The organism is Methylobacterium radiodurans, from assembly GCF_003173735.1.
GTDB classification, from domain to species: Bacteria; Pseudomonadota; Alphaproteobacteria; order Rhizobiales; family Beijerinckiaceae; genus Methylobacterium; species Methylobacterium radiodurans.
Genome location: NZ_CP029551.1, coordinates 1,288,678 through 1,308,791 on the forward strand (window position 1 = coordinate 1,288,678; position 20,114 = coordinate 1,308,791).

A 20,114-nucleotide genomic window follows, 5' to 3' on the forward strand; every position below is an offset into this window, starting at 1 on the left:
GGCGTCAGAGCGCGGCGCGGCCCTGCGCCCGGGAGGCCCGGACCGCCACCAGGGCGCCGGCGACGATGAGGGCGCAGGCGAGCGCCAGTGCGGGCGTGGCCGGCGCGTAGCCGGTCGCGACGAGGAGCAGGGTCGAGAGAACCGGCGCCGCGTAGGCCGCGACCCCGAGGAGCCGGATGTCGCCGCGCTTCACGCCGATGTCCCAGAGGTAGAAGGCGGCACCGATCGGCCCGACGCCGAGGGCGGCGACGGCGCCCCATTCCGCCGCGTCCGCGGGCCAAACCGTGGTCTCGACGGCGAGATGGCAGAGAAGGCTCAGCGCGGCCGTCACAAGGCAGAAGCCCGCGACCGCGTCGGTCGGCACAGCGCCGACCCGGGCCGAGAGCACCGAGTAGCCCGACCAGACGAAGGCGGCGGCGAAGGCGGCGGCGTAGCCCGGCACGGCGCCAGCCGCGAAATCGAGGGTCCCGCGGCCCGTGAACAGCGCGATCACGCCCGCGAGCCCGAGCCCGGCCCCGAGCAGATGCGCGCTCCGCAGCCCGCCCGCCCGCGGCAGCAGCGCCGAGAACAGCACGATGAGGAGCGGCCAGAGATAGTTGATCAGCCCGGCCTCGGCGGGAGGGGCGAGGCGGAGCGCGGCGAAGTAGAGCGCGTGGTAGCCGAACAGGCCGCCGACCCCCAGCAGCCAGACCGGCCAGGGCTGGCGCAGGGCCCGGAATCCCTGCGGCCGCACGAGCCAGGAGGCGCAGCCGAGAAGGCCGCCCAGCGCGAAAGTCATTGCGGCGAGCTGGAAGGGCGGCACCGCGCCCGAGGCCGCCGTGAGGACGGCCAGCAGCGACCAGAGCAGGATCGCGCCGAAACCGAGGGTGGTCGCCGTTGCGTGCGTCATCCCGTGTCTCATCGGCCCGGCGCTAGCACGCCGGGCCGATGAGAGGGCATGCGTCAGACGAAGTGCTGGCCGCCGTTGACGGTCAGCGTCGAGCCGGTGATGAACCCGGCCTCGTCGCTGGCCAGGTACTCGACCGCGTGGGCGATCTCGTCGGCCTCGCCGAGGCGGCCGGTCGGGATCGTCGAGATGATCTTGTTGCGGATGTCCTCGGGCACCGCCATCACCATCTCGGTGGCGATGTAGCCCGGCGCCACCACGTTGACGGTGATGCCCTTCGCGGCGCTCTCCTGGGCGAGCGCCTTGGCGAAGCCGATCACGCCCGCCTTGGCGGCCGAGTAGTTGGTCTGGCCGGCCTGGCCCTTCTGGCCGTTGATCGACGAGATGATGATGACGCGGCCGAAATTGCGCGCGCGCATGCCGTCGATCAGCGGGCGGGTGACGGTGAACATCGAGTCGAGGTTGGTGCGGATCACCGCCTGCCACTTCTCGAAGGTCATCTTGTGGAAGGCGCCGTCGCGGGTGATGCCGGCGTTGTTGACCAGCACGTCGATCGGTCCGAGCTCGGCCTCGATCGCCTTGATGCCGGCCTCGCAGCTCGCGAGGTCGCCCACGTCGAACTTGAAGACCGGGATGCCGGTCTCGGCCTTGAAGGCGTTGGCGGCCTCGTCGTTGCCGCCGTAATTGGCGGCCACCTGATAGCCCTTGTCCTTCAGCCGCTTCGAGATCGCCGCGCCGATGCCGCGGGTGCCGCCGGTGACGAGGGCGACGCGTCCTTGAGCCATGGTTTCCTCCGGATGTTCTTGTTTGGATTGCTGCTCAACCGGGGGCGGCGTGCCCCCGCGCGCTGGGCGCATCTTGCCCATCGCGCGCGGACCGCGCACCGAATTTATTCTTGAGCGTCGGTTGAAAGCGTTTCAGTGGGGACGGGTTGTCCCGCCCCGCGCCGGAACCCCCGGCGGTCAGGGCCGCTCGAGGCACATGGCGACGCCCATGCCGCCGCCGATGCAGAGCGTGGCGAGGCCCTTCTTGGCGTCGCGCCGCTTCATCTCGTGCAGCAGAGTGACGAGGACGCGGGCGCCCGAGGCGCCGATCGGGTGGCCGATGGCGATGGCGCCGCCGTTGACGTTCACCTTCTGGTCGTCCCAGCCCATGTCCTTGTTGACCGCGAGCGCCTGGGCCGCGAAGGCCTCGTTGGCCTCGATCAGGTCGAGGTCGGAGGGCTTCCAGCCGGCCTTGTCGAGGGCCTTGCGCGAGGCCGGGATCGGGCCGGTGCCCATCACCTTCGGGTCGACGCCCGCGGTCGCCCAGGACTTGATCTTGGCGAGCGGGGTGAGCCCGCGCCGTTCGGCCTCGGAGGCCGACATCAGCACCAGCGCGGCGGCGCCGTCGTTGAGGCCCGAGGCGTTGGCGGCCGTGACCGTGCCGTCCTTGGCGAAGGCGGGCTTCAATTTGGCCATCGCCTCGATGGTGGCGCCGTCGCGGATGTACTCGTCCGTGTCGACAACCGTGTCGCCCTTCTTGCCGGGCACCGTGACGGGGGCGATCTCCTCCTTGAAGCGGCCCTCCTTGCGGGCGGCCTCGGCCTTGTTCTGCGAGCGGGTCGCGAAGTGGTCCTGCTGCTCGCGGGTGAGCTGGAAGGCCTGGGCCACGTTCTCGGCGGTCTGGCCCATGTGGTAACCGTTGAAGGCGTCCCAGAGGCCGTCCTTGATCATGGTGTCGACGAGCTTGACGTCGCCCATCTTCTGGCCGCCGCGCAGGTACTGCGCGTGGGGCGCGAGCGACATGGATTCCTGTCCGCCCGCCACGATGACGGTGGCATCGCCGTTGGCGATCTGCTGCATGCCGATCGCCACGGTGCGCAGCCCCGAGCCGCAGACCTGGTTGACGCCCCAGGCGGTGGCCTTCTCGGGGATGCCGGCCGCAATAGCGGCCTGGCGGGCCGGGTTCTGGCCGGCGCCCGCGGTGAGCACCTGGCCGAAGATCACCTCGTCCACCTCGTCGGGCGAGACCTTGGCCCGCTCCAGCGCCGCCTGGATCGCCACCTTGCCGAGTTCGTGCGCGGGCATGCTGCCGAACGCGCCGCCGAACGAGCCCACCGGGGTGCGCGCCGCACCGACGATGACGATCTCCTCGCTGCCTGCCATCTTGCGTTCTCCTCTGGCGGCCGGCGCGGCTTCACAGTTGGCCGCACTCTGGTCCGTTGATGGGATGAAGGGCCTGTGCCCGGCGAAGTCAAGCCGCCTTAACGGCCGGCCCCGACGGCCGGCGCAGGACGAAAAGTTGGCTTTGCCGGCCCGTTATGCATGATTGTGCCGGGAAAGGTGCCAGATTGCGGTTTTCGACGCCGCACGAAAGCCTTAAGGTCCACGGGCGGCTGCCGGTGTGCGGGCGGTCGCGCCGTCAGGTTCGGGAGAGGCCGCAGAGATGGCGGACAGCGTCAAGGTCCATCAGACCGTCATCAAGAAGTACGCGAACAGGCGCCTTTATCACACCGGCACCTCGACCTACGTCACCCTCGAAGACCTCGCGACTATGGTGCAGAACGGCGAGGACTTCGTCGTGTACGACGCGCGCACCAGCGAGGACATTACCCGGTCGGTGCTGACGCAGATCATCTTCGAGCAGGAGAACAAGGCGGGGGCCGACAACCTGCTGCCGGTGGCCTTCCTGCGCCAGCTGATCCGCTTCTACGGCGACAGCATGCGCACGATGGTGCCGAGCTTCCTCGAATTCTCGATGGCGAATTTCGCCCGGGATCAGGACGGGCTTCGCGAAAAATTCGGTACTGGCTTCGGGACCGGCTTCGGCCCGGCCGCCTTCCAGAACGCGCTGGAGCAGCAGGTGCGCACCAACATGTCGTTCTTCGGGGACGCCATGAAGATGTTCACGGGCCTCAGTGCCGGCGCCGCGCAAGGAACGGCGCCCGCCGCCCCGAAGCCCGCAAGCCCCCCTGCGCAGGTGACGAGCAGCGGCGAGCTGGACGAGCTGAAGCGCCAGATGCTCGCGATGCAGGAGCGGCTCGAGGCGCTCGCGAAGAAGTAGGGCGCTGCGGCGCCCGCTCCTCGCCTCACGCTCCTGCGGCGTCGGGGCACGCAAAGGTTGACGAAACCTTAACGTCGGCCCAACGCTTGCACGGATCCGCGGAACAGCCGCGGAGGGTGCGAGGCGATGTCCCGGATCGAGCCAAGCCAGCGTCCCGGAGCGGTACGACCCGCCACCGCGCAGCCGCGCCCGGCGTCCGATACGGCGCGCGCGATCGTCCCCGTCTCGGACGCGCGGTCCGCGGGGCAGGGCGCTTCAGGTTCTTGGGATCCCAGAAGTCCGGGCAGCGCACGGCCGCAGGTCGGCTTCGTGGCGCAGCTCCTGGCGGGTGCGGACCCGACGCTGCGGCCCTCGCGGATGGAGCGGGCCCGGCGGGCCGCGGCGCTCTACGCGGACGCGGCGCGGCGGGTCGCCTGATCCCGGAGAAGGACCGCGACCCCGGCCGCGCCGGTCGAACGCGGTCTCAGGCCTCGGCCGACTTGACCTTCAGGACCTGACGGCCGCGGTACATGCCGGTCTTCAGGTCGATGTGGTGCGGACGGCGCAGCTCGCCCGAATCCTTGTCCTCGACATAGGTCGGGGCCTTGAGGGCGTCCGCCGAGCGGCGCATGCCGCGGCGGGAGGGGGAGGTCTTTCGCTTCGGAACGGCCATGGGATCAATCCTTCGATCTGGCGGATGACGGCAAAGCGGCGCTCGGGCAGCTCCTCGGAGCGAGGAGCGCCGCGTGCACCGCCGGACACGGGGATTCGAGGGCGCGCTTATAGCGTCGGCGAACGTCCCTGACTAGAGGCCGCCCGCCCGACCCGCGGACGGCCCGCGCTTAACGCAAATCGCGCTCCGCGTTAAGCGGCAGTTCAAGCGGGGAGGACCACGTTCTCGCGGCCGGTCTCGTCCATGAGGCCGGGACGTTTCGGGAGAACCGCCATGGTCTCGTCCACCCGCCCCATCCTGCGCACGCTCGCCCTGCTGACCGCGCTGGCCGCCGCACCGGCCCTCGCCCAGACCCCGGCGACCGCCCCGACCGCGCCCAGCCCCGCCGCGCCGACGAAGCCCAGCCCCGCGGCACCCGCCGCCCCAGCCGCGCCGAAGGCCCCGAGCGCCCCGGTCGCGGGCTCGCCGAACGCCGCCAAGACGGCGCTCATCGACCTCAACAGCGCCAGCGCCGCCGAACTCGACGCGCTGCCCGGCATCGGAGCCGCGCGCTCGGCCGCGATCATCAAGGGCCGCCCCTATCGCGGCAAGGACGAACTCGTCTCGAAGAAGATTCTGCCCGAGAGCGTCTACGAGGGGATCAAGGACAAGGTCATCGCCAAGCAGAAGTAGAGCCCGGGCGGCCGCGCCTCAGGCGCGGCCCGCCCTCTTCTGGACCGTGTCGATCCGCGGTGCCGGGGGCTCGCCCTGGCCAGCCCGGGCGCGCTTGCGCCGCCGGGCCAGCATGTTGAGGCCTTCCACGCCCGCCGAGAAGGCCATCGCGGTGTAGATGTAGCCCTTCGGCACGTGCGCCCCGAAGCCCTCCGCGATCAGCACCATGCCGATCATGATGAGGAAGCCGAGTGCCAGCATCACCACGGTCGGGTTGTGGGCGATGAAGCGTGAGAGCGGGTCCGCGGCGAGCAGCATCACCGTCACGGCGGCAATCACCGCAATCATCATGACCGGCACATGCTCGGTCATGCCGACCGCCGTGATGATCGAGTCGATCGAGAAGACGAGATCGAGCAGCAGGATCTGGCCGATCGCCGCCGAGAAGCCGAGAGGCGCCCCGGGGCCCGTCTTCTCCGAATCCGGATCGACGCTCTCGTGAATCTCCTTGGTGGCCTTCCAGAGCAGGAACAGGCCGCCCGCGATCAGGATGAGGTCGCGCCAGGAGAAGGCCTTGCCGAAGACCTCGAAGACCGGCTGGGTGAGCTGCACGATGAAGGCGACCGTGCCGAGCAGGCCCAGCCGCAGCACCAGGGCGAGGCCGATGCCGATGCGGCGCGCCCGCTGCTGCTGCGCGGCCGGCAGCTTGTTGGTGATGATCGAGATGAAGATCAGGTTGTCGATGCCGAGCACCACCTCCATCACGACGAGGGTGGCGAGCGCGGCCCAGACGGTCGGATCGGCGGCGAGCTGCATCAGGTTGTCGAGCAACGGTGCGGTCTCCGTGGCAGGCGGAAGGGGTCGCGATCAGAGGGGGAGCAGACTGTCGCGGGCGCTCGGACGCGCCTCCGGCCCGGGGGCGAAGATGCGGATGACCTTCGGCACCACCTTGAAATGGGCCGGCGTGTAGGTGGTCAGCTCGCCGTCCGTGTTCACTGGCCGCCGCTTGCGGGTGGAGAGGCGGATCTCCGTGGTCTTGAAGGCGCGTACGTCCCGCGCCCGTCCTTGCGTGCCGCGGCGCAGCGCCGGCAGCAGGGCGAGGAGCCGCCACCAGTGGGCGACCTCCAGGCTGTAGAAGTCGAGCTTACCGTCGTCGACCGCCGCCTCCGCCTCCACGGTCATGCCGCCGCCGTAATGGCGCCCGTTGCCGACCGAGGCCTGGATGGTGGTGACCCGCTCCGTCTGCCCGTCGTGCTCGATCGTGACCGTGAAGGGCCGCACCCGGCGCAGCACCCGCACGGCCGCGACCGCGTAGCCGAGCACGCCCCAGGCCTTCTTCGATTCGGCGGTCAGCTCGCCCGCGAGCTCCGCCGAGAAGCCGATGCTCGCCACGTTGAAGTAGTAGTGCCCGTTGACCCAGCCGAGATCGGCAGGCCGCGCCTCAGCGGTGGTGATGAGGCGGGCGGCGGCCACCGGATCGATCGGGATCCCGAGGGAGCGGGCGAGGTCGTTGGCTGTGCCCAGCGGCAGGATGCCCAGCGGCAGCTTGGTCTCGACCAGCGCCTCGGCCGCGGCGTTCATGGTGCCGTCGCCCCCGCCCAGGATGACGAGATCGACCGACCCCGCATGGGCGGTGATCAGCGCCTTGCAGTCGCCGGGCGGCGGCTCGACCGGCTCGATGCCCCCGGCGCGCAGGACGGTGCGGATCTCCTCGAGATCGAAGCGTCCGTTGCGAGCCTTGGCGTTGCAGATCAGGAGGGCGCGGCGCGGCTGCCCGGAGGGGGGCTGGGTGGGGGGCAAGGAACGGACACTCCGGTGCGTTCGCGCCGCGTCAGCGCAAAGGCAGGGAAGCGGTCCGACATCACGGCCGACGCCTCGGCCGCCAGAGGAGCCCGGACCCGGGTTCAGGCCAAACTTGGGTGTGCGGCGCCCGATCTCAACCCCGCCCGGTCCCGGACTGTGGATTTCCGTGGGTGCGGGGATGACGGGGCGTTGCCCGGCCGGTGTGTCCGCGCCGCCCGGTCTGGGCTGGTAAGAGGCGTGGCGTCGAGGTGTAGCGTCGAGCCGTCGCCGGGGCCGTTGCGGGCACGGAGTCGGAACCCCGTCCCCACCCGGACGCGTTTCACGCCGTGTCGCCCCGGCACGTCCCCGCTCCGCCGCGCCCCGGTGAGATCCATGCGCCCTGCCTCCTCCCTCGCCACCCTGAGCCTCGCCCTCGCGGCCGGAATGCTCGCCGTCGGCGGCGCGCGCGCGCAGTCCGGCTGGGTCGATCCGCCGGCCCGCTCCGCGACGCCGACCACGCCCGCCGAGACCCGGCCGGAGCCCGCCGCGCCCGCGGCCGCGCCCTCCGCGGCGCCTCAGGCCCGCTCCGCCCCCGCGGAAGCCGAGGCGGTGGAGCCCGCGCGGGAGCGCCCCGCCCGCATGGCCCGCGGGACGCAGCAGGCCGAGCGCCAGGAGCGCCGAATGGAGCGCCACCGCCGCCAGCGCCGGCTCGCCGACACGCCGCCCGTGCAGGCCGCACCGCCCGCGGCGCCGCCCGCGTCGCCTGCGTCGCGGCCCGAGCCGCGCCTCACCGACTGGGCCGGGGCGGCGCAGGGTCTCGTGGCGGATTATTTCGACGCGGTCTCGGCGCCCAACCCCACCATCGTGGCCAGTGCCCCGCGCTTCTACGGGGAGCAGGTGCGCTTCCACGGCCGCACGGTGACCTTGCGCGCCGTGATGGCGGAGAAGCGGGACTTCGCCCGACGCTGGCCGGAGCGGCGCTACGAGCCGCGCGGCATGCGCACCTTCTGCAACGGGGCGCTCGCGACCTGCGTGGTGCGGGCTGAGGTGGTCTTCCGGGCGGCGAGCCCGGGACGCGGCGCGGTCTCGCAGGGAGTCGCCGAGGTGGTGATGGAGGTGAGCCTCGCCGGACCTCGCCCCGTCATCGTCTCGGAGACCAGCCGGGTCCTGCACCGCGGCGCCGTGAGTGCCGGGGCGGCGGGTCCGGGCCGGAGCGCCTGAGGCCTCCGCATCATTGTTTCGCCGGACCCGCGGGACAGTTCGGTCGCGGATGCTTGGAGCCGGTCCCGATCGCGTCGCAATCAGGACCGGCTCCAAGCTCTTGTTTTGCCGTGCTCTCTCGCCGAACCGGCTTCCACTTCGGCGGAGAGCGCTCTAGAGCGTGCTGCATTTTCACGGAAACAGCAGCACGCTCTATCTCTTTGTGGTCGCACGATGATTTCGGAAACCCGGATTCCACTTTTCCGCATCGTGCTCTAGATCGGACCCCATGGCGGTTTCAATGGCGGCTTCAGGCCCGACAGCGGCGGACGGAGCGGACGGCACCGAGGCGCGGCGCCCCGTGCTCGACGGCGCGGAGCGGGCCGGGCTGCAGGCACAGATCCGGACCGAGATCGAGCGCCGCCGGCCGCGCCCCGTGGCGCTCCGCACCCTCGAACTGCTGGTCTCCGCCGCCGTCGAGCCGCTGGGGGAGCAGCCCGGCTACCGGGTGATCGACCGGCACGGCTTGCCGCGGACGCGCGAGGCGGCGGGCGTGGCGCGTCCGCTGACGCTCGCCGACCTCCTCGATGAGCTCGCCGCGCGGCACCCGGCGCTGTTCCTGCCGCCCGAGCCCGAGCCCGCACCGGCCGAGCCTGTCCCCGAGACCGGCCTCAGTGCCAACGCCGCCGAGATGCGGGCAGCGACCGCCCGTTTCGTCGAGACCCAGTCTGAGCGCGCGCGGGCGCTGGCCGAGCGCTCCTCGGAGCAGGGACGGGCGCTCGCGCAATCCGCTGCCGCGGCCTTCTCCGGCCTGAGGGCGCGCCTCGACAGCCGCCGCGGCGTGGAGGGCACCTCCGGCGACGGGATCGCGGCCGGGGCGCCCGCCTGGCGCGAAGGCGCGCAGGACCGGCTGCGGCGGCTTCGCGACGGCCTGGATGACTGGCGCCACGGCGGCCTGGGCGGGCTCTCGTCCCGCCGGGTTGCGGGCGTCGCCGCGGCCGTCCTCGCGCTCTGCGTCGGGGCGGGGCTCGTCCTTTCCTGGCGCGGCTCGGGCGAGGACGCCGCCGTACCGCAGCAGCAGGCCGCAGCGGATGGTCAGCCGCCTCAGCCGCAGACCCAATCTCAGGCCGCCGCACCCGCCGAGGCGCCGCCCGCCGAGACCGAGTCGCAGCCCGAGGAGGCGCCGCGCCCGCCGCCGAACGCGGTCACCGGCCAGGCGCAGGTCATCGACACCGCGACGCTCCGCCTCAACGGCAAGCTCGTGCGGCTCTTCGGGGTCGAGTGGGTGCGCGGCGGGCAGGCCGAGGAACTCACCCGCTACATCAACAACCGCCCGGTGACCTGCCAGCCGGTGCCGGGCAGCGAGAACCAGCTCTGCCAGATCGAGGGCCGCGACCTCTCCGAGGTGGTGCTCTTCAACGGCGGCGGGCGCGCCTCGCCGGAAGCCACCCCCGAACTCGTCGCCGCCGAGGACCATGCTCGCAGCGAGCGGCTCGGCGTCTGGAAGCGCTGACGGAAGCGCTGGCGGCCCTGCGCTTTTCGCCCGCGCCCGGGCTGGGCTACCTTGCGCTGCCTACGCTGCTCCGCCTCAATGCGGGCCGGGGACGGGCGCGGGGGCAGGATATGGACCTCTCGGTGGGATTGAGCGTGTTCGCCGTCGTCGCGGCGGTGCTCGTCGTGATGACGCTCGCGGCCGGGATCAACATCGTGCCGCAGGGGCACGTCTACACGGTCGAGCGCTTCGGCCGCTACGCGCGCAACCTCGAGGCCGGGCTCGGGGTGATCACGCCCTTCGTCGAGCGGATCGGGCGGCGGGTGAACATCATGGAGCAGGTGATCGAGGTTCCGAGCCAGGAGGCCTTCACCCGCGACAATGCCGGCGTCACCATCGACGCGGTGGTGTTCTACCAGGTGCTCGACGCGGCGCGCGCCTCCTACGAGGTCGCCAACCTCGACGTCGCCATGCTGACCCTGACGATGACGAACATCCGCACCGTCGTCGGCTCGATGGACCTCGACCAGCTGCTCTCCCACCGCGACGAGATCAACGAGCGCCTTCTGCGGGTGATGGACGCCGCCGCCGCGCCCTGGGGCGTGAAGATGACCCGCATCGAGATCAAGGACATCGTGCCGCCCGCCGACCTCGCGGGCGCCATGGCCCGCCAGATGAAGGCGGAGCGGGAGAAGCGCGCCTCCGTGCTGGAGGCGGAGGGGCAGCGGCAGGCCGAGATCCTGCGGGCGGAGGGGCGCAAGCAGTCGGCGATCCTCGAGGCGGAAGGGCGGCGCGAGGCCGCCTTCCGCGACGCGGAGGCGCGCGAGCGCTCGGCGGAGGCCGAAGCGCGGGCGACGAGCCTGGTCAGCGAGGCGATCGCAAAGGGCGACCTCGCGGCGGCGAACTTCCTCGTGGCCGAGAAGTACGTGGACGCCGTGCGCGCGCTGGCCACTGCCCCGAACCAGCGCGTCGTGGTGGTGCCGATCGAGGCGGCCGCGCTCGCCGGAACGCTCGGGGGCATCGCGGAGATCAGCCGCAGCGTGTTCGGCGAGGCGGCTTCCGCCCGGCGGGCGGGCGCGCCGCCGAATGCCGGGACGGCACGGAGCTGAGAGGCCCGGGATGCCGGCCGACCTCGCCGCCGCCCTCGAGCCCGCCTGGCTCTGGATCATCGCCGGCCTTATCCTGGCGGCGACCGAGCTGGCGCTGCCGGGCGTGTTCCTGATCTGGCTCGGGCTTGCCGCCGTGCTGACCGGGCTCGCCGCGGCCGCGGTGCCGATGCCCTGGCAGGCGCAGCTCCTCGCCTGGGCCTTGCTCTCGATCCTCTGCGTCGGCCTCGCGACCCGGCTCGACCGCCGCCGCCCGGCGAGCGCGCTCAACCGGGCGGACCGCGGCCTCGTCGGGCGCGAGGGTGTGCTGGCCGAGGCGATCGTCGGCGGCGCGGGCGCGGCGCGCTTCGACGACACCTACTGGCGCGTCAGCGGGCCGGATCTCCCGGCGGGCGCACGCATCCGGGTGACCGGGATGACCGGCACGGTGCTGACGGTGATCGCGGCCTGACGCCCGCAAAGGGCAGCACGATAGAAGAGAGGGCCGGGGATTGCTCCCCGGCCCTCGTCGAGTCCCGTGCGTTCGGGGCTTACTGGCGCGCGCCTTGGTTCGCGCCCTGGTTGCCCATGCCGACTCCGGTGTTGCTGCTGGCGCCGGTGCCGCCGCCCATGTTGCCCATGCCGCCCTCGCGGCCGGTCGAGCCGGTGCTGCCCGGCATCGTGTTCGGGTCCATCCGGTTCATCGAGCGGTCCGTGCCCTGGCCGCTGCGCATGGCCGGGTCGCTCGCGCCTGCGGCACCGGGCTGCGTGCTCTGGGCTAGCGCGGCGCCCGAGAGGCCGAGCACCAGCGCGGCGGCAACAGAGATCGTCTTGATCTGCATGGCGAACTATCCTCCGTTCTTGTCGTCTCGGCTCTCAACGCCCGAGACCGATGGCCGTTCAGAGAAAAACCGTCTCCGGACACGGTTCTCGTGCGCTCGAGGACCCACGCGGATACGGCGGCGATCATCCGTGCGGACATGAAAAAAGGGGCCGGATCGCTCCGGCCCCCTCGGCATCTTTGAAGATACGGGATCAGGCCCGCTTCTTCTGGTCCTTCTCGTCGACCTCCTGGAAGTCCGCGTCGATGACGTCGTCCTTCTTGGCCTCCGCGCCTTGAGCGCCCGCCGCGGCGTCCGGGCCCGCGGCCTGATTGGCCGCGTACATCGCCTCGCCAAGCTTCATCGAGGCCTGCATCAGGTCCGTGGTGCGGGCCTTGATGGTCTCGACGTCCTCGCCCTCGAGCGCCGTCTTGAGCGCCGTGGTCGCGGTCTCGATGCCGTCGCGGTCGCCCTGCGAGACCTTGTCGCCGTATTCCTTTACCGACTTCTCGGTGGCGTGGATCAGGCTCTCGCCCTGGTTCTTCACCTCGACCAGTTCGCGGCGGCGCTTATCGGCCTCGGCATTGGCCTCGGCGTCCTTCACCATCCGGTCGATGTCGGCGTCGGACAGGCCGCCCGAAGCCTGGATGCGGATCTGGTGCTCCTTGTTCGTCGCCTTGTCCTTGGCCGTAACGTTCACGATGCCGTTGGCGTCGATGTCGAAGGTCACCTCGATCTGCGGCATGCCGCGGGGCGCCGGCGGGATGCCGACGAGGTCGAACTGACCGAGCAGCTTGTTGTCGGCCGCCATCTCGCGCTCACCCTGGAAGACCCGGATGGTGACCGCGTTCTGGTTGTCCTCGGCCGTGGAGAAGACCTGCGACTTCTTGGTCGGGATCGTGGTGTTGCGGTCGATGAGACGGGTGAACACGCCGCCCAGCGTCTCGATGCCGAGCGAGAGCGGGGTGACGTCGAGGAGCAGCACGTCCTTCACGTCGCCCTGGAGCACGCCGGCCTGGACCGCCGCGCCGATGGCCACGACCTCGTCCGGGTTGACGCCCTTGTGGGGCTCCTTGCCGAAGAAGGACTTCACCACCTCCTGGACCTTCGGCATGCGGGTCATGCCGCCGACGAGCACCACCTCGTCCACCTCGGAGGCCGAGACGCCGGCATCCTTGAGCGCCTTGCGGCAGGGCTCCATCGTGCGCTGCACGAGGTCGTCCACGAGGCTCTCGAACTTGGCGCGCGACAGCTTCAGCGCGAGGTGCTTCGGCCCGGTCGCGTCCGCCGTGATGTAGGGCAGGTTGATCTCGGTCTGGGTCGCCGAGGACAGCTCGATCTTGGCCTTCTCGGCGGCCTCCTTCAGGCGCTGCAGGGCGAGCTTGTCCTTCGTCAGGTCGATGCCCTGCTCGCGCTTGAACTCCGCGGTCAGGTACTCGACCACGCGGTTATCGAAGTCCTCGCCGCCCAGGAACGTGTCGCCGTTCGTGGACTTCACCTCGAACACGCCGTCGCCGATCTCGAGGATCGACACGTCGAAGGTGCCGCCGCCGAGGTCGTAGACCGCGATGGTGCCGGCCTTGCGCTTGTCGAGGCCGTAGGCGAGGGCCGCCGCGGTCGGCTCGTTGATGATGCGCAGCACCTCGAGGCCGGCGATCTTGCCGGCATCCTTCGTGGCCTGGCGCTGGGCGTCGTTGAAGTAGGCCGGGACCGTGATGACGGCCTGGGTGACCGGTGCGCCCAGGTGCGACTCGGCGGTCTCTTTCATCTTCTGAAGGGTGAAGGCCGAGATCTGCGAGGGCGAGTACTTCTTGCCGTCGGCCTCGACCCAGGCGTCGCCGTTGTCGCCCTTGACGATCTTGTAGGGCACGAGGCCCTTGTCCTTCTGCGTCATCGGATCGTCGTAGGTGCGGCCGATCAGACGCTTGATGGCGAAGAAGGTGCGTTCCGGATTGGTGACGGCCTGCCGCTTGGCGGGCTGGCCGACGAGGCGCTCCCCGTCGTCCGTGAAGGCGACGATGGACGGGGTGGTGCGGGCGCCCTCCGCGTTCTCGATGACCTTGGGCTGCGTGCCTTCCATGACGGCCACGCAGGAATTGGTGGTGCCCAAGTCGATGCCGATGACTTTACCCATGGTGGGATCCCTCTGTTGGTTCTGTTTCAAGCAGACCGCCGAGCCCCGAAGCAGCTCGGCCCATGGCGGCGCAACGATGCCGGCGCAGCGTGCCGGTGCGACGTTTGGTGATGTGCGTACGGGAGGGGGGGCGGATCAAGGGCCGGAGCCGGCGAAAAACCCGCGCTTAATCCCGTGTCGCAGCGGATATAAGAAGGGCGCCTAAGGCCCGCAAGGCGAGGCCGCACCCGGCGTGCGATTTGGGCAACGCCCACACTAGCGCCCTGGCGGGATTGAGGAATCGGCGCCGCCGCACCACCGCCGCCGCGCCCGTGCGCCCGGATTTTGTTGCTTCGCTGCCACGCCCGCGCCATCGATGGCGTGTTAGCGTCGCTCAGCCGCCCGCATGACGGCGCCCGCTCCCCCGCCGGGAAACGGGCTCCCCGGCGCGTGGCCCGCCGTGCCCGTTCCCGCCTCGAAGGACTCGATGCGTCCGACCCGCAGCCTCCTGATCCCGCTCCTCGGCGCCGCGCTCGGCGCCGGGACGGCGCTGCCCACCGCGGCGCAGGCCCAGAACTTCTTCGAGGAGCTGTTCGGGATCGGCCGTGCGGCCAGACCCCCGGTCCCGCCCCGCGGCGTACCGGGCGGCGCGCCCGCGCCCCAGCCCGCGCCGATGCCGGGCGACCCGCTGCCGGGCGACCCGAACGCGCCCGCCGCCGAGGCGCCGCGCCCGGCCGCGCCTCCGAAGCCCGTGGTGCTGAAGGTGCCCTCCGAGGACGCGATCGTGGGCCAGGAACTGCAGCTCAACGGGCTCGCGGGCAAGCTGAAGCTGGAGCGGGCCGGCACCGCCACGACCGCCCGCATCACGCTGCCGGGCACCAAGATCTCGCAGCCGACCGAGTCCTGCGCGGTGCCGCTGGCGAACGGCAGCCCGGTCGCGCTCTCGTCGGAGGGGCGTCCCGAGGGCGTGCCGCGCTTCGAGGCGGCGGGGGCCGAGTGCCCGCTGCGCTTCGACGTGACGGAGGGCGGCCTGCTGGTGACGACGCTGGGCCCCAGCCCGACCTGCACCTTCTCGGCGGCCGACTGCACCACCACGCCCCGGGGGCTCTGGGGCCCGGCCGCCGCCGGGCTGATCCCGCGCTCGGCTGAGTTCGACACCGCCCGGGGCGTCGCCGACAAGGCGGTGCGTGACAATTACAAGCTGATGACCCAGCGGGCGCGGCGCGAGGACGTCCGCCCGATCGTGACCGAGCAGGCGGCCTTCTCCTCCGACCGGGAGCAGCTCTGTCGCACCTACGCCCGCGAGGGCGCGCACGGCTTCTGCCACCTGCGCTTTACCGAGAACCGGGCACTCGCGCTCGCCACGCGTCTCGGCGTGAACACCGCCGCGCAGCCGGCCGCCGCCGCGACGCCGCGCCCGCGCCGGAAGCCGGCGGTGGAGGGGATGAACCCGGACGCGCCGGGGGCGGGGATCCCGGTCGCCGAGTAGCGCCGGACCTGCTCACGCCGGAGGCGGCGGATCCGGGGCCTCGACCTCGCCGCGACGCTGGAGCTGGAGGGCGACGAACCAGCAGAGCGCCGCCCAGGCGGCGCCGACGCACCAGCCGGCCAGCACGTCGCTCGGCCAGTGCACGCCGAGATAGACCCGGCTGACGCCGACCAGCACCGTCATGGCGACGCCGAGGAACAGCACCAGCGCCTTCACCCGCCGCCGCGGGTCGATGCGCGCGAGCAGCGTCGCCAGCGTCAGGTAGGCGATCGCCGACATCATCGCGTGGCCGGAGGGGAAGCTCGCGGTGAACACTTCCATGCCGTGGGGCACGAGGTCCGGCCGCGGCCGATGGTAGAACAGCTTCAGGACCGTCGAGACGATCTCGCCGCCGCCCACCGCGCCGATCACGAAGGCGCCGATCCGGAGCTTTCCGGACAGGGCGAGGTAGGCCGCCACCGCGCCCGTCAGGAACACGATGGTGAACACGCTGCCGAGCCCGGTGATGTCGCGCATCGTCTCCTCGAGCCAGCGCGGCCCAATCGGGTCGGAGAGGTCGGCCGGGTTGCGCAGGGACAGCAGGATCTTGCGGTCGAGCGCCTCGGTCGAGCCCTCGCCGACCTCCTGGGCCAGCGCGAAGAAGCCGTAGCCGAGCGTGCTCACGGTGAGGAGCGCGACCAGCGGGCCGACCTCGTTGAGGCGCAAGGAGAGCCAGACCCGCATGGCGCGGCCGGTGAGCGGGTTGCCGCGGATATGCTCGTAGGCCCTCACGCGTTCTCTCCGAATGACAGGCGGGAGACCTCCTCCCAGGGGCCGCCGAGATAGCGCCAGAGCAGGAGGCCCGGCGCCGTGAACCGGAACGGCGCGAAGCCCTGCTGCAGGTCGGCGTGCAGCGCACGGGCGACCTTCGGATCGACCTTGTTCTGCACCGTGACATGCGGACGCCAGCCCTGAGCATCCTGCGGCGTGAGATGGTCCGCGAAGGCCTGAGCGAGGCGCGCCCGGAAGGCCGCCAACGGCTCCGATTCCAGCACGTAGGCAACGCCGCGCCCGGTGAATCGCAGGCCCGTCACCGCGACGTCGGGCGGCGGCACGGTGCGAGCGAGGCTCGCCACCGTCTCGATCACCGCCCGCTCGCGGTCGCCCGGCAGGTGGTGGAACAGGGTGGCGTGGGCCGGGATGACGTTGATCGCCTCGGGGAAATGGCGGCGCCGCAACCCGTCGAACCGGGCAAAGGTCGGCTCGTCGAAGGCGAGGGTCAGGATGAGGGGCGCGTCGGACATCGGATCCCGAGATGGCGCGAAGTCCGCTCAGGTCCAGTAGAGCACGCGGGCCATCGGCAGGTCTCGGGCGAGCGCGGCGTGGAGGCTGGCCCGCATCTCCGCCATCAGGTCCTTCGGCAGCACGTATTTCACCGAGCCGAACTTGGTGAATTTCCGCGTCCTCTCCGCCTCGTCGAGCGGCAGGTCGGAGCCCGGATACCAGCCCTGCAGGATTTCTTTGGAGCCCGGCGTGAAGCGGTGGGTGATCAGCTCCGCCGTCAGGTCGAGGTCGGGCACGCCGGCCAGCGCCTCGGCCGCCTCCCGGATCAGCGCCGCGTAGGCCGCCTGCCAGTCGGGGATCGGCAGGATCGGCGCGACCGTGAGCCCGACCGGGTAGCCGGCCAGCGCGACTGCCCGCATCGCCCGGAGCCGCTGGTCGAGCGGGGCGGTGCCGCCCTCGTAGCGGGCGGCGCCCCGCGCGTTGACCGAGAAGCGGATGCGGGTGCGCCGCCCATGGGCTAAGTTGAGCAGCGGCTCGACCGCCGCGAACTTCGTGGTGAAGCGCAAGCCCACCGGCGCCTGCCAGGCGCTGAAATGCCGGATCGCCGCCGAGAGCGAGCCGGTCAGGTGCTCGATGCCGAGCGGGTCGGTGTAGCAGGAGGCCTCGAAGGTGGTGCCCTCGTGGGCCCGCGCCTCCTGGGCCGAGGTGACGGCCCCGCGCCCGGCATACCCCGCGAGATTGTCCAGGACCGCGTCGAGATTGGCGTAGACCCGCGTCACCGGAGGGCCGGAGAGCGAGCCCGCGAGGTAGCAGTACTGGCAATGGGCCGGGCAGCCCTCGGCGAGGTCGAAGCGCCAGTCGGCCGAGGGCGGGATCGGCTGGAGCTTGAGCTTCGTCGGCGGCGCCACCACGATCGCCAGCGTCGCCTTGGCCTCGGCATAGGCCCGGCGCGGATCCGCTTGGCGCAGGCCGGTGAGCCGATTGGAGGCGAGGCGCTCGACCGGCAGGCCCAGAGCCTCGGCGCGGGCCAGCATGGCGCGGCCGTGGGCGTGCTCCAGGGCGGCGGGCATCACCAGGACGCGCCGCGGGCGCCAGAGTCGGGCCGGCCGCTCGGCAGGCCCGGTTCGGAGCGGCATCTCGGCGAGGGCGGGTTCCATTCCTGCGGGAACGCCGCACCGCACGGCCAAGCTCCGGCCTATCGCGGCTCGGACCCCGCGGCTAAAGCACCCGCATGTTCAGAAAACGCTGGGACACCGTGCACGAGGGGCGCGAGGGCTGGCTGTTCCTCACCGGGGGCAGCAACCGGGTCATGGACCGCTACGCCCGGGGCCCGCGCCACTGGTGGCTCCTGCGCGCCTGGGCCCGGCTGATGGAGGCCCGGGCCGCCCGCGCCGCCCGGCTCGGCATCCGCTGCCTGCACGTGATCGTGCCGGAGAAGCTCTCGGTCTATGAGAACCTGACCGATGGCCTGCCCTACGACCCGGCCCGGGCCTCGACGCGCCGGCTCGCCCGGCGGCTCGCCGGCAAGCCCTACTATCTCGATCTGCTGGCGCCGCTTCGTGCCGCCCGCGACGGGCCGGTGCCTCTCTACCAGCGCACCGACACGCACTGGACGGTGGAGGGCTGCCTGCTCGCCTACCGGGCGATCATGCGGGCGCTCGCCGCCGTGCCGCCGGCCGACATCGCCGAGCGGCCCGATTTCGTCCACGAGACCGTGCTCGATCTCGGCGAGAAGGTGCCGCACCGGCCGACCGAGCGCCTGCGGCGCCCGCGCATCCTGCGCGACGCGGTGCGGGTCGAGACCGGGCCCCTGCTCGCGGCCTACGAGGCGCAGGGCCGCGCCCAGGACCTGCATATCGGCGCCCACGTGGTCTACCGGAACGCCCGCGCCCCGGACCCACGCCGCCTGGTTCTGTTCGGCGATTCCTGCGCGCATTTCTCGCCGATCCTGCTCACCGGCTACCTCGCCGAGAGCTTCGCGGAGGTGCACTTCGTCTGGTCGGCGGCCCTCGACTGGGACTACATCGCGCGGGTCAGGCCGGACATCCTGCTCTTCGAACTGGCCGAGCGCTTCCTCGCCCGGCTGCCGGCCGACGATTTCGACGTGGCCGCCGGCTGCCGGCGGGGCAGGACGCCGCCCTGGTCGGACGGCGTGCCGCCTAGTTGAGGACGCCTAGTTGAGGAACTGAATCGCCTCGCCGCTCTCCAGCGCCGCCGTCTGGGCCCGCAGCACCGATTCCGGCATGCCCGCCAGAGCCAGCAGGACGGTGACGAGGACCAGGAGGCAGGCAAGCGCCCCCGTCACGATATCGGCGTGGCGGCGCAGGGTGTGAATCAGCAGGCAGCCGAGGGTGAACAGCGAGGCTTCGGCAACCGGCAGGGTGAGGGCGAACGACATCGACGGCTCCGCGCGGCAGGTGCGGCGTATGGTGCGACGCACAAAAGAGTGCACTGCACAAAGCAGAAAATGGGCCGTCGATGCGCGTTTTCAGGCCCGTTCCGGGCTTTTCGGACCCTGGTATGCGCCCATCTCATGGCCGGGATCTTATGACCCGGATCACATGGCCGGGATCTCATGGCCGATGCTGCGCCCGCGGGCGGCGCCCGCGGGCGGCGCCCGGTGGCATTGCGAGGAGGCGACGATGGGTTTGCTGGTCGACGGCGTCTGGCAGGACCAGTGGTACGACACGAAGTCCACCGGCGGGCGCTTCGAGCGCAAGGCCTCGGCCTTCCGCAACTGGGTCACGCGCGATGGCGGGCCCGGTCCATCGGGGGAGGGCGGCTTCCCGGGCGAGGACGGGCGCTACCACCTCTATGTCTCGCTCGCCTGTCCGTGGGCGCACCGCACCCTGATCGTGCGGGCCCTCAAGGGGCTCGAGGAGGCGATCTCCGTCTCGGTGGTCGATCCGCGTATGGGTGCGGAGGGCTGGGTCTTCGGCGACACGCCCGGCGCGACGCCGGACGCGCTCCACGGCGCGAAACGCCTCTACGAGGTCTACCTGAAGGCCGACCCGCACTACACGGGCCGGGTCACCGTGCCGGTGCTCTGGGACAAGCGGCGCGGCACCATCGTCTCGAACGAGTCGGCCGAGATCATCCGCATGCTGAACGACGCCTTCGCCGCGGGCGGTCCCGACCTCTGCCCCGCCGACCTGCGGGACGAGATCGACGCGATCAACGCCCGGGTCTACGAGCGGGTGAACAACGGCGTCTACCGGGCGGGCTTGGCCACCACGGAGGAGGCCTACGCGGAGGCCTACGAGGCCCTGTTCGCGGAACTCGACGCGCTGGAGGAGCGGCTCGACCGGGGCCGCTACCTCTGCGGCGACCGGCTCACCGAGGCGGACATCCGCCTGTTCACCACGCTGGTGCGGTTCGACGCGGTCTATGTCGGGCACTTCAAGTGCAACCGGCAGCGCATCGCCGACTACCCGAACCTGTCGAACTACCTGCGCGACCTCTACGCCCTGCCGGGCGTGGCCGCGACGGTGAACCTCGACCACATCAAGCGGCACTATTACTGGAGCCACACCACCATCAACCCGACTCGCATCGTGCCGCTCGGGCCGCGGCTCGACTTCGCCGCGCCGAACGACCGGGCCCTGCGCTTCGGGGACTGAGATCCGGGACCTCGA

Annotated in this window: 21 protein-coding genes; 9 read left to right on the top strand and 12 right to left on the bottom strand. The window is 71.5% G+C overall.

Features of this window, described 5'->3' with window-relative positions; translation table 11 throughout:
* Positions 1–4: 4 nt before the first annotated feature.
* From yddG to DK427_RS05735, 3 genes are all read right to left on the bottom strand, one after another.
* A complete protein-coding gene (gene yddG / locus DK427_RS05725; protein WP_109950416.1) occupies positions 5–889 on the bottom strand; it encodes an aromatic amino acid exporter YddG in 885 nt (294 codons plus the stop codon).
* Between the two features lie 53 nt (positions 890–942).
* Complete coding sequence (gene phbB, locus DK427_RS05730; protein ID WP_109950417.1) at positions 943–1,671, bottom strand: acetoacetyl-CoA reductase; 729 nt, start codon at positions 1,669–1,671, stop codon at positions 943–945.
* A 177-nt stretch (positions 1,672–1,848) separates the two neighbouring features.
* Positions 1,849–3,033, bottom strand: coding sequence for an acetyl-CoA C-acetyltransferase (locus DK427_RS05735; protein WP_109950418.1), 1,185 nt, complete (start codon positions 3,031–3,033; stop codon positions 1,849–1,851).
* A 280-nt stretch (positions 3,034–3,313) separates the two neighbouring features.
* Here DK427_RS05735 and phaR point away from each other — a divergent pair, with 280 nt between their 5' ends.
* Complete coding sequence (gene phaR, locus DK427_RS05740; RefSeq protein WP_109950419.1) at positions 3,314–3,931, top strand: polyhydroxyalkanoate synthesis repressor PhaR; 618 nt, start codon at positions 3,314–3,316, stop codon at positions 3,929–3,931.
* 463 nt (positions 3,932–4,394) lie between these two features.
* Here phaR and rpmF read toward each other — a convergent pair whose 3' ends face one another.
* Positions 4,395–4,583 carry a 50S ribosomal protein L32 gene (rpmF, locus tag DK427_RS05750; RefSeq protein ID WP_003601373.1) on the bottom strand — a complete coding sequence of 63 codons (189 nt, stop codon included), beginning with the start codon at positions 4,581–4,583 and terminating at the stop codon, positions 4,395–4,397.
* Positions 4,584–4,856: 273 nt separating this feature from the next.
* On the opposite strand from rpmF, the gene DK427_RS05755 reads away from it, so the two are divergent.
* Positions 4,857–5,255: a ComEA family DNA-binding protein gene (locus DK427_RS05755; protein WP_109950421.1), complete on the top strand. Its 399-nt coding sequence runs from the start codon at positions 4,857–4,859 to the stop codon at positions 5,253–5,255.
* 18 nt (positions 5,256–5,273) lie between these two features.
* Here DK427_RS05755 and DK427_RS05760 read toward each other — a convergent pair whose 3' ends face one another.
* Together DK427_RS05760 and DK427_RS05765 are read right to left on the bottom strand one after the other, a co-directional pair.
* Complete coding sequence (locus tag DK427_RS05760; protein ID WP_109954026.1) at positions 5,274–6,050, bottom strand: TerC family protein; 777 nt, start codon at positions 6,048–6,050, stop codon at positions 5,274–5,276.
* A 51-nt stretch (positions 6,051–6,101) separates the two neighbouring features.
* A complete protein-coding gene (locus tag DK427_RS05765; RefSeq protein ID WP_109950422.1) occupies positions 6,102–7,034 on the bottom strand; it encodes a lipid kinase in 933 nt (310 codons plus the stop codon).
* Positions 7,035–7,409: 375 nt separating this feature from the next.
* Between DK427_RS05765 and DK427_RS05770 the strand changes: the two genes are divergently transcribed.
* The 4 genes from DK427_RS05770 (at position 7,410) to DK427_RS05785 (ending at position 11,265) form a co-directional block, all read left to right on the top strand.
* Entirely contained in the window at positions 7,410–8,237 is an 828-nt protein-coding gene (locus DK427_RS05770; protein ID WP_109950423.1) for a hypothetical protein, read from the top strand.
* Positions 8,238–8,505: 268 nt separating this feature from the next.
* Positions 8,506–9,729: a nuclease gene (locus DK427_RS05775; RefSeq protein WP_162559695.1), complete on the top strand. Its 1,224-nt coding sequence runs from the start codon at positions 8,506–8,508 to the stop codon at positions 9,727–9,729.
* 110 nt (positions 9,730–9,839) lie between these two features.
* Positions 9,840–10,817, top strand: a complete 978-nt coding sequence (locus tag DK427_RS05780; protein ID WP_109950425.1) for an SPFH domain-containing protein — start codon at positions 9,840–9,842, stop codon at positions 10,815–10,817.
* Positions 10,818–10,827: 10 nt separating this feature from the next.
* Complete coding sequence (locus tag DK427_RS05785) at positions 10,828–11,265, top strand: NfeD family protein (RefSeq protein WP_109950426.1); 438 nt, start codon at positions 10,828–10,830, stop codon at positions 11,263–11,265.
* A gap of 79 nt (positions 11,266–11,344) precedes the next feature.
* Here the strand turns inward: DK427_RS05785 and DK427_RS05790 are convergent, their stop codons facing one another.
* Positions 11,345–11,635, bottom strand: coding sequence for a hypothetical protein (locus tag DK427_RS05790; RefSeq protein ID WP_109950427.1), 291 nt, complete (start codon positions 11,633–11,635; stop codon positions 11,345–11,347).
* 193 nt (positions 11,636–11,828) lie between these two features.
* Positions 11,829–13,748, bottom strand: a complete 1,920-nt coding sequence (gene dnaK, locus DK427_RS05795; RefSeq protein WP_109950428.1) for a molecular chaperone DnaK — start codon at positions 13,746–13,748, stop codon at positions 11,829–11,831.
* Positions 13,749–14,214: 466 nt separating this feature from the next.
* Between dnaK and DK427_RS05800 the strand changes: the two genes are divergently transcribed.
* The gene (locus tag DK427_RS05800; RefSeq protein WP_109954027.1) at positions 14,215–15,216 is read left to right on the top strand and encodes a hypothetical protein; all 1,002 of its coding nucleotides are present in this window, start codon (positions 14,215–14,217) and stop codon (positions 15,214–15,216) included.
* A 12-nt stretch (positions 15,217–15,228) separates the two neighbouring features.
* Here DK427_RS05800 and DK427_RS05805 read toward each other — a convergent pair whose 3' ends face one another.
* From DK427_RS05805 to DK427_RS05815, 3 genes are read right to left on the bottom strand one after another with little or no spacing between them, the layout of a single operon-like run.
* Positions 15,229–15,939, bottom strand: a complete 711-nt coding sequence (locus tag DK427_RS05805) for a phosphatase PAP2 family protein (RefSeq protein ID WP_109954028.1) — start codon at positions 15,937–15,939, stop codon at positions 15,229–15,231.
* A gap of 44 nt (positions 15,940–15,983) precedes the next feature.
* A complete protein-coding gene (locus DK427_RS05810; protein WP_109950429.1) occupies positions 15,984–16,499 on the bottom strand; it encodes a 2'-5' RNA ligase family protein in 516 nt (171 codons plus the stop codon).
* Positions 16,500–16,526: 27 nt separating this feature from the next.
* Positions 16,527–17,636 carry an SPL family radical SAM protein gene (locus DK427_RS05815; RefSeq protein WP_245930817.1) on the bottom strand — a complete coding sequence of 370 codons (1,110 nt, stop codon included), beginning with the start codon at positions 17,634–17,636 and terminating at the stop codon, positions 16,527–16,529.
* A gap of 74 nt (positions 17,637–17,710) precedes the next feature.
* On the opposite strand from DK427_RS05815, the gene DK427_RS05820 reads away from it, so the two are divergent.
* Positions 17,711–18,646 carry an alginate O-acetyltransferase AlgX-related protein gene (locus DK427_RS05820; protein ID WP_109950430.1) on the top strand — a complete coding sequence of 312 codons (936 nt, stop codon included), beginning with the start codon at positions 17,711–17,713 and terminating at the stop codon, positions 18,644–18,646.
* A 6-nt stretch (positions 18,647–18,652) separates the two neighbouring features.
* On the opposite strand, the gene DK427_RS05825 is transcribed toward DK427_RS05820, so the two are convergent.
* A complete protein-coding gene (locus DK427_RS05825) occupies positions 18,653–18,877 on the bottom strand; it encodes a hypothetical protein (RefSeq protein ID WP_109950431.1) in 225 nt (74 codons plus the stop codon).
* Between the two features lie 244 nt (positions 18,878–19,121).
* Here DK427_RS05825 and DK427_RS05830 point away from each other — a divergent pair, with 244 nt between their 5' ends.
* Complete coding sequence (locus DK427_RS05830; RefSeq protein WP_109954030.1) at positions 19,122–20,099, top strand: glutathione S-transferase family protein; 978 nt, start codon at positions 19,122–19,124, stop codon at positions 20,097–20,099.
* Positions 20,100–20,114: the final 15 nt, after the last annotated feature.

What these genes read in the sequence shown, in the direction of transcription:
- DK427_RS05810 (WP_109950429.1), bottom strand. Translation starts at nt 16,499, where the DNA reads ATGTCCGACGCGCCCCTCATCCTGACCCTCGCCTTCGACGAGCCGACC.
- DK427_RS05785 (WP_109950426.1), top strand. Translation starts at nt 10,828, where the DNA reads ATGCCGGCCGACCTCGCCGCCGCCCTCGAGCCCGCCTGGCTCTGGATC.
- phbB (WP_109950417.1), bottom strand. Translation starts at nt 1,671, where the DNA reads ATGGCTCAAGGACGCGTCGCCCTCGTCACCGGCGGCACCCGCGGCATC.
- DK427_RS05775 (WP_162559695.1), top strand. Translation starts at nt 8,506, where the DNA reads ATGGCGGTTTCAATGGCGGCTTCAGGCCCGACAGCGGCGGACGGAGCG.
- yddG (WP_109950416.1), bottom strand. Translation starts at nt 889, where the DNA reads ATGACGCACGCAACGGCGACCACCCTCGGTTTCGGCGCGATCCTGCTC.
- DK427_RS05790 (WP_109950427.1), bottom strand. Translation starts at nt 11,635, where the DNA reads ATGCAGATCAAGACGATCTCTGTTGCCGCCGCGCTGGTGCTCGGCCTC.
- DK427_RS05780 (WP_109950425.1), top strand. Translation starts at nt 9,840, where the DNA reads ATGGACCTCTCGGTGGGATTGAGCGTGTTCGCCGTCGTCGCGGCGGTG.
- DK427_RS05815 (WP_245930817.1), bottom strand. Translation starts at nt 17,636, where the DNA reads ATGGAACCCGCCCTCGCCGAGATGCCGCTCCGAACCGGGCCTGCCGAG.
- DK427_RS05770 (WP_109950423.1), top strand. Translation starts at nt 7,410, where the DNA reads ATGCGCCCTGCCTCCTCCCTCGCCACCCTGAGCCTCGCCCTCGCGGCC.
- DK427_RS05755 (WP_109950421.1), top strand. Translation starts at nt 4,857, where the DNA reads ATGGTCTCGTCCACCCGCCCCATCCTGCGCACGCTCGCCCTGCTGACC.
- DK427_RS05830 (WP_109954030.1), top strand. Translation starts at nt 19,122, where the DNA reads ATGGGTTTGCTGGTCGACGGCGTCTGGCAGGACCAGTGGTACGACACG.
- DK427_RS05825 (WP_109950431.1), bottom strand. Translation starts at nt 18,877, where the DNA reads ATGTCGTTCGCCCTCACCCTGCCGGTTGCCGAAGCCTCGCTGTTCACC.
- dnaK (WP_109950428.1), bottom strand. Translation starts at nt 13,748, where the DNA reads ATGGGTAAAGTCATCGGCATCGACTTGGGCACCACCAATTCCTGCGTG.
- phaR (WP_109950419.1), top strand. Translation starts at nt 3,314, where the DNA reads ATGGCGGACAGCGTCAAGGTCCATCAGACCGTCATCAAGAAGTACGCG.
- DK427_RS05735 (WP_109950418.1), bottom strand. Translation starts at nt 3,033, where the DNA reads ATGGCAGGCAGCGAGGAGATCGTCATCGTCGGTGCGGCGCGCACCCCG.
- DK427_RS05800 (WP_109954027.1), top strand. Translation starts at nt 14,215, where the DNA reads ATGCGTCCGACCCGCAGCCTCCTGATCCCGCTCCTCGGCGCCGCGCTC.
- DK427_RS05760 (WP_109954026.1), bottom strand. Translation starts at nt 6,050, where the DNA reads ATGCAGCTCGCCGCCGATCCGACCGTCTGGGCCGCGCTCGCCACCCTC.
- DK427_RS05820 (WP_109950430.1), top strand. Translation starts at nt 17,711, where the DNA reads ATGTTCAGAAAACGCTGGGACACCGTGCACGAGGGGCGCGAGGGCTGG.
- DK427_RS05805 (WP_109954028.1), bottom strand. Translation starts at nt 15,939, where the DNA reads ATGCGGGTCTGGCTCTCCTTGCGCCTCAACGAGGTCGGCCCGCTGGTC.
- rpmF (WP_003601373.1), bottom strand. Translation starts at nt 4,583, where the DNA reads ATGGCCGTTCCGAAGCGAAAGACCTCCCCCTCCCGCCGCGGCATGCGC.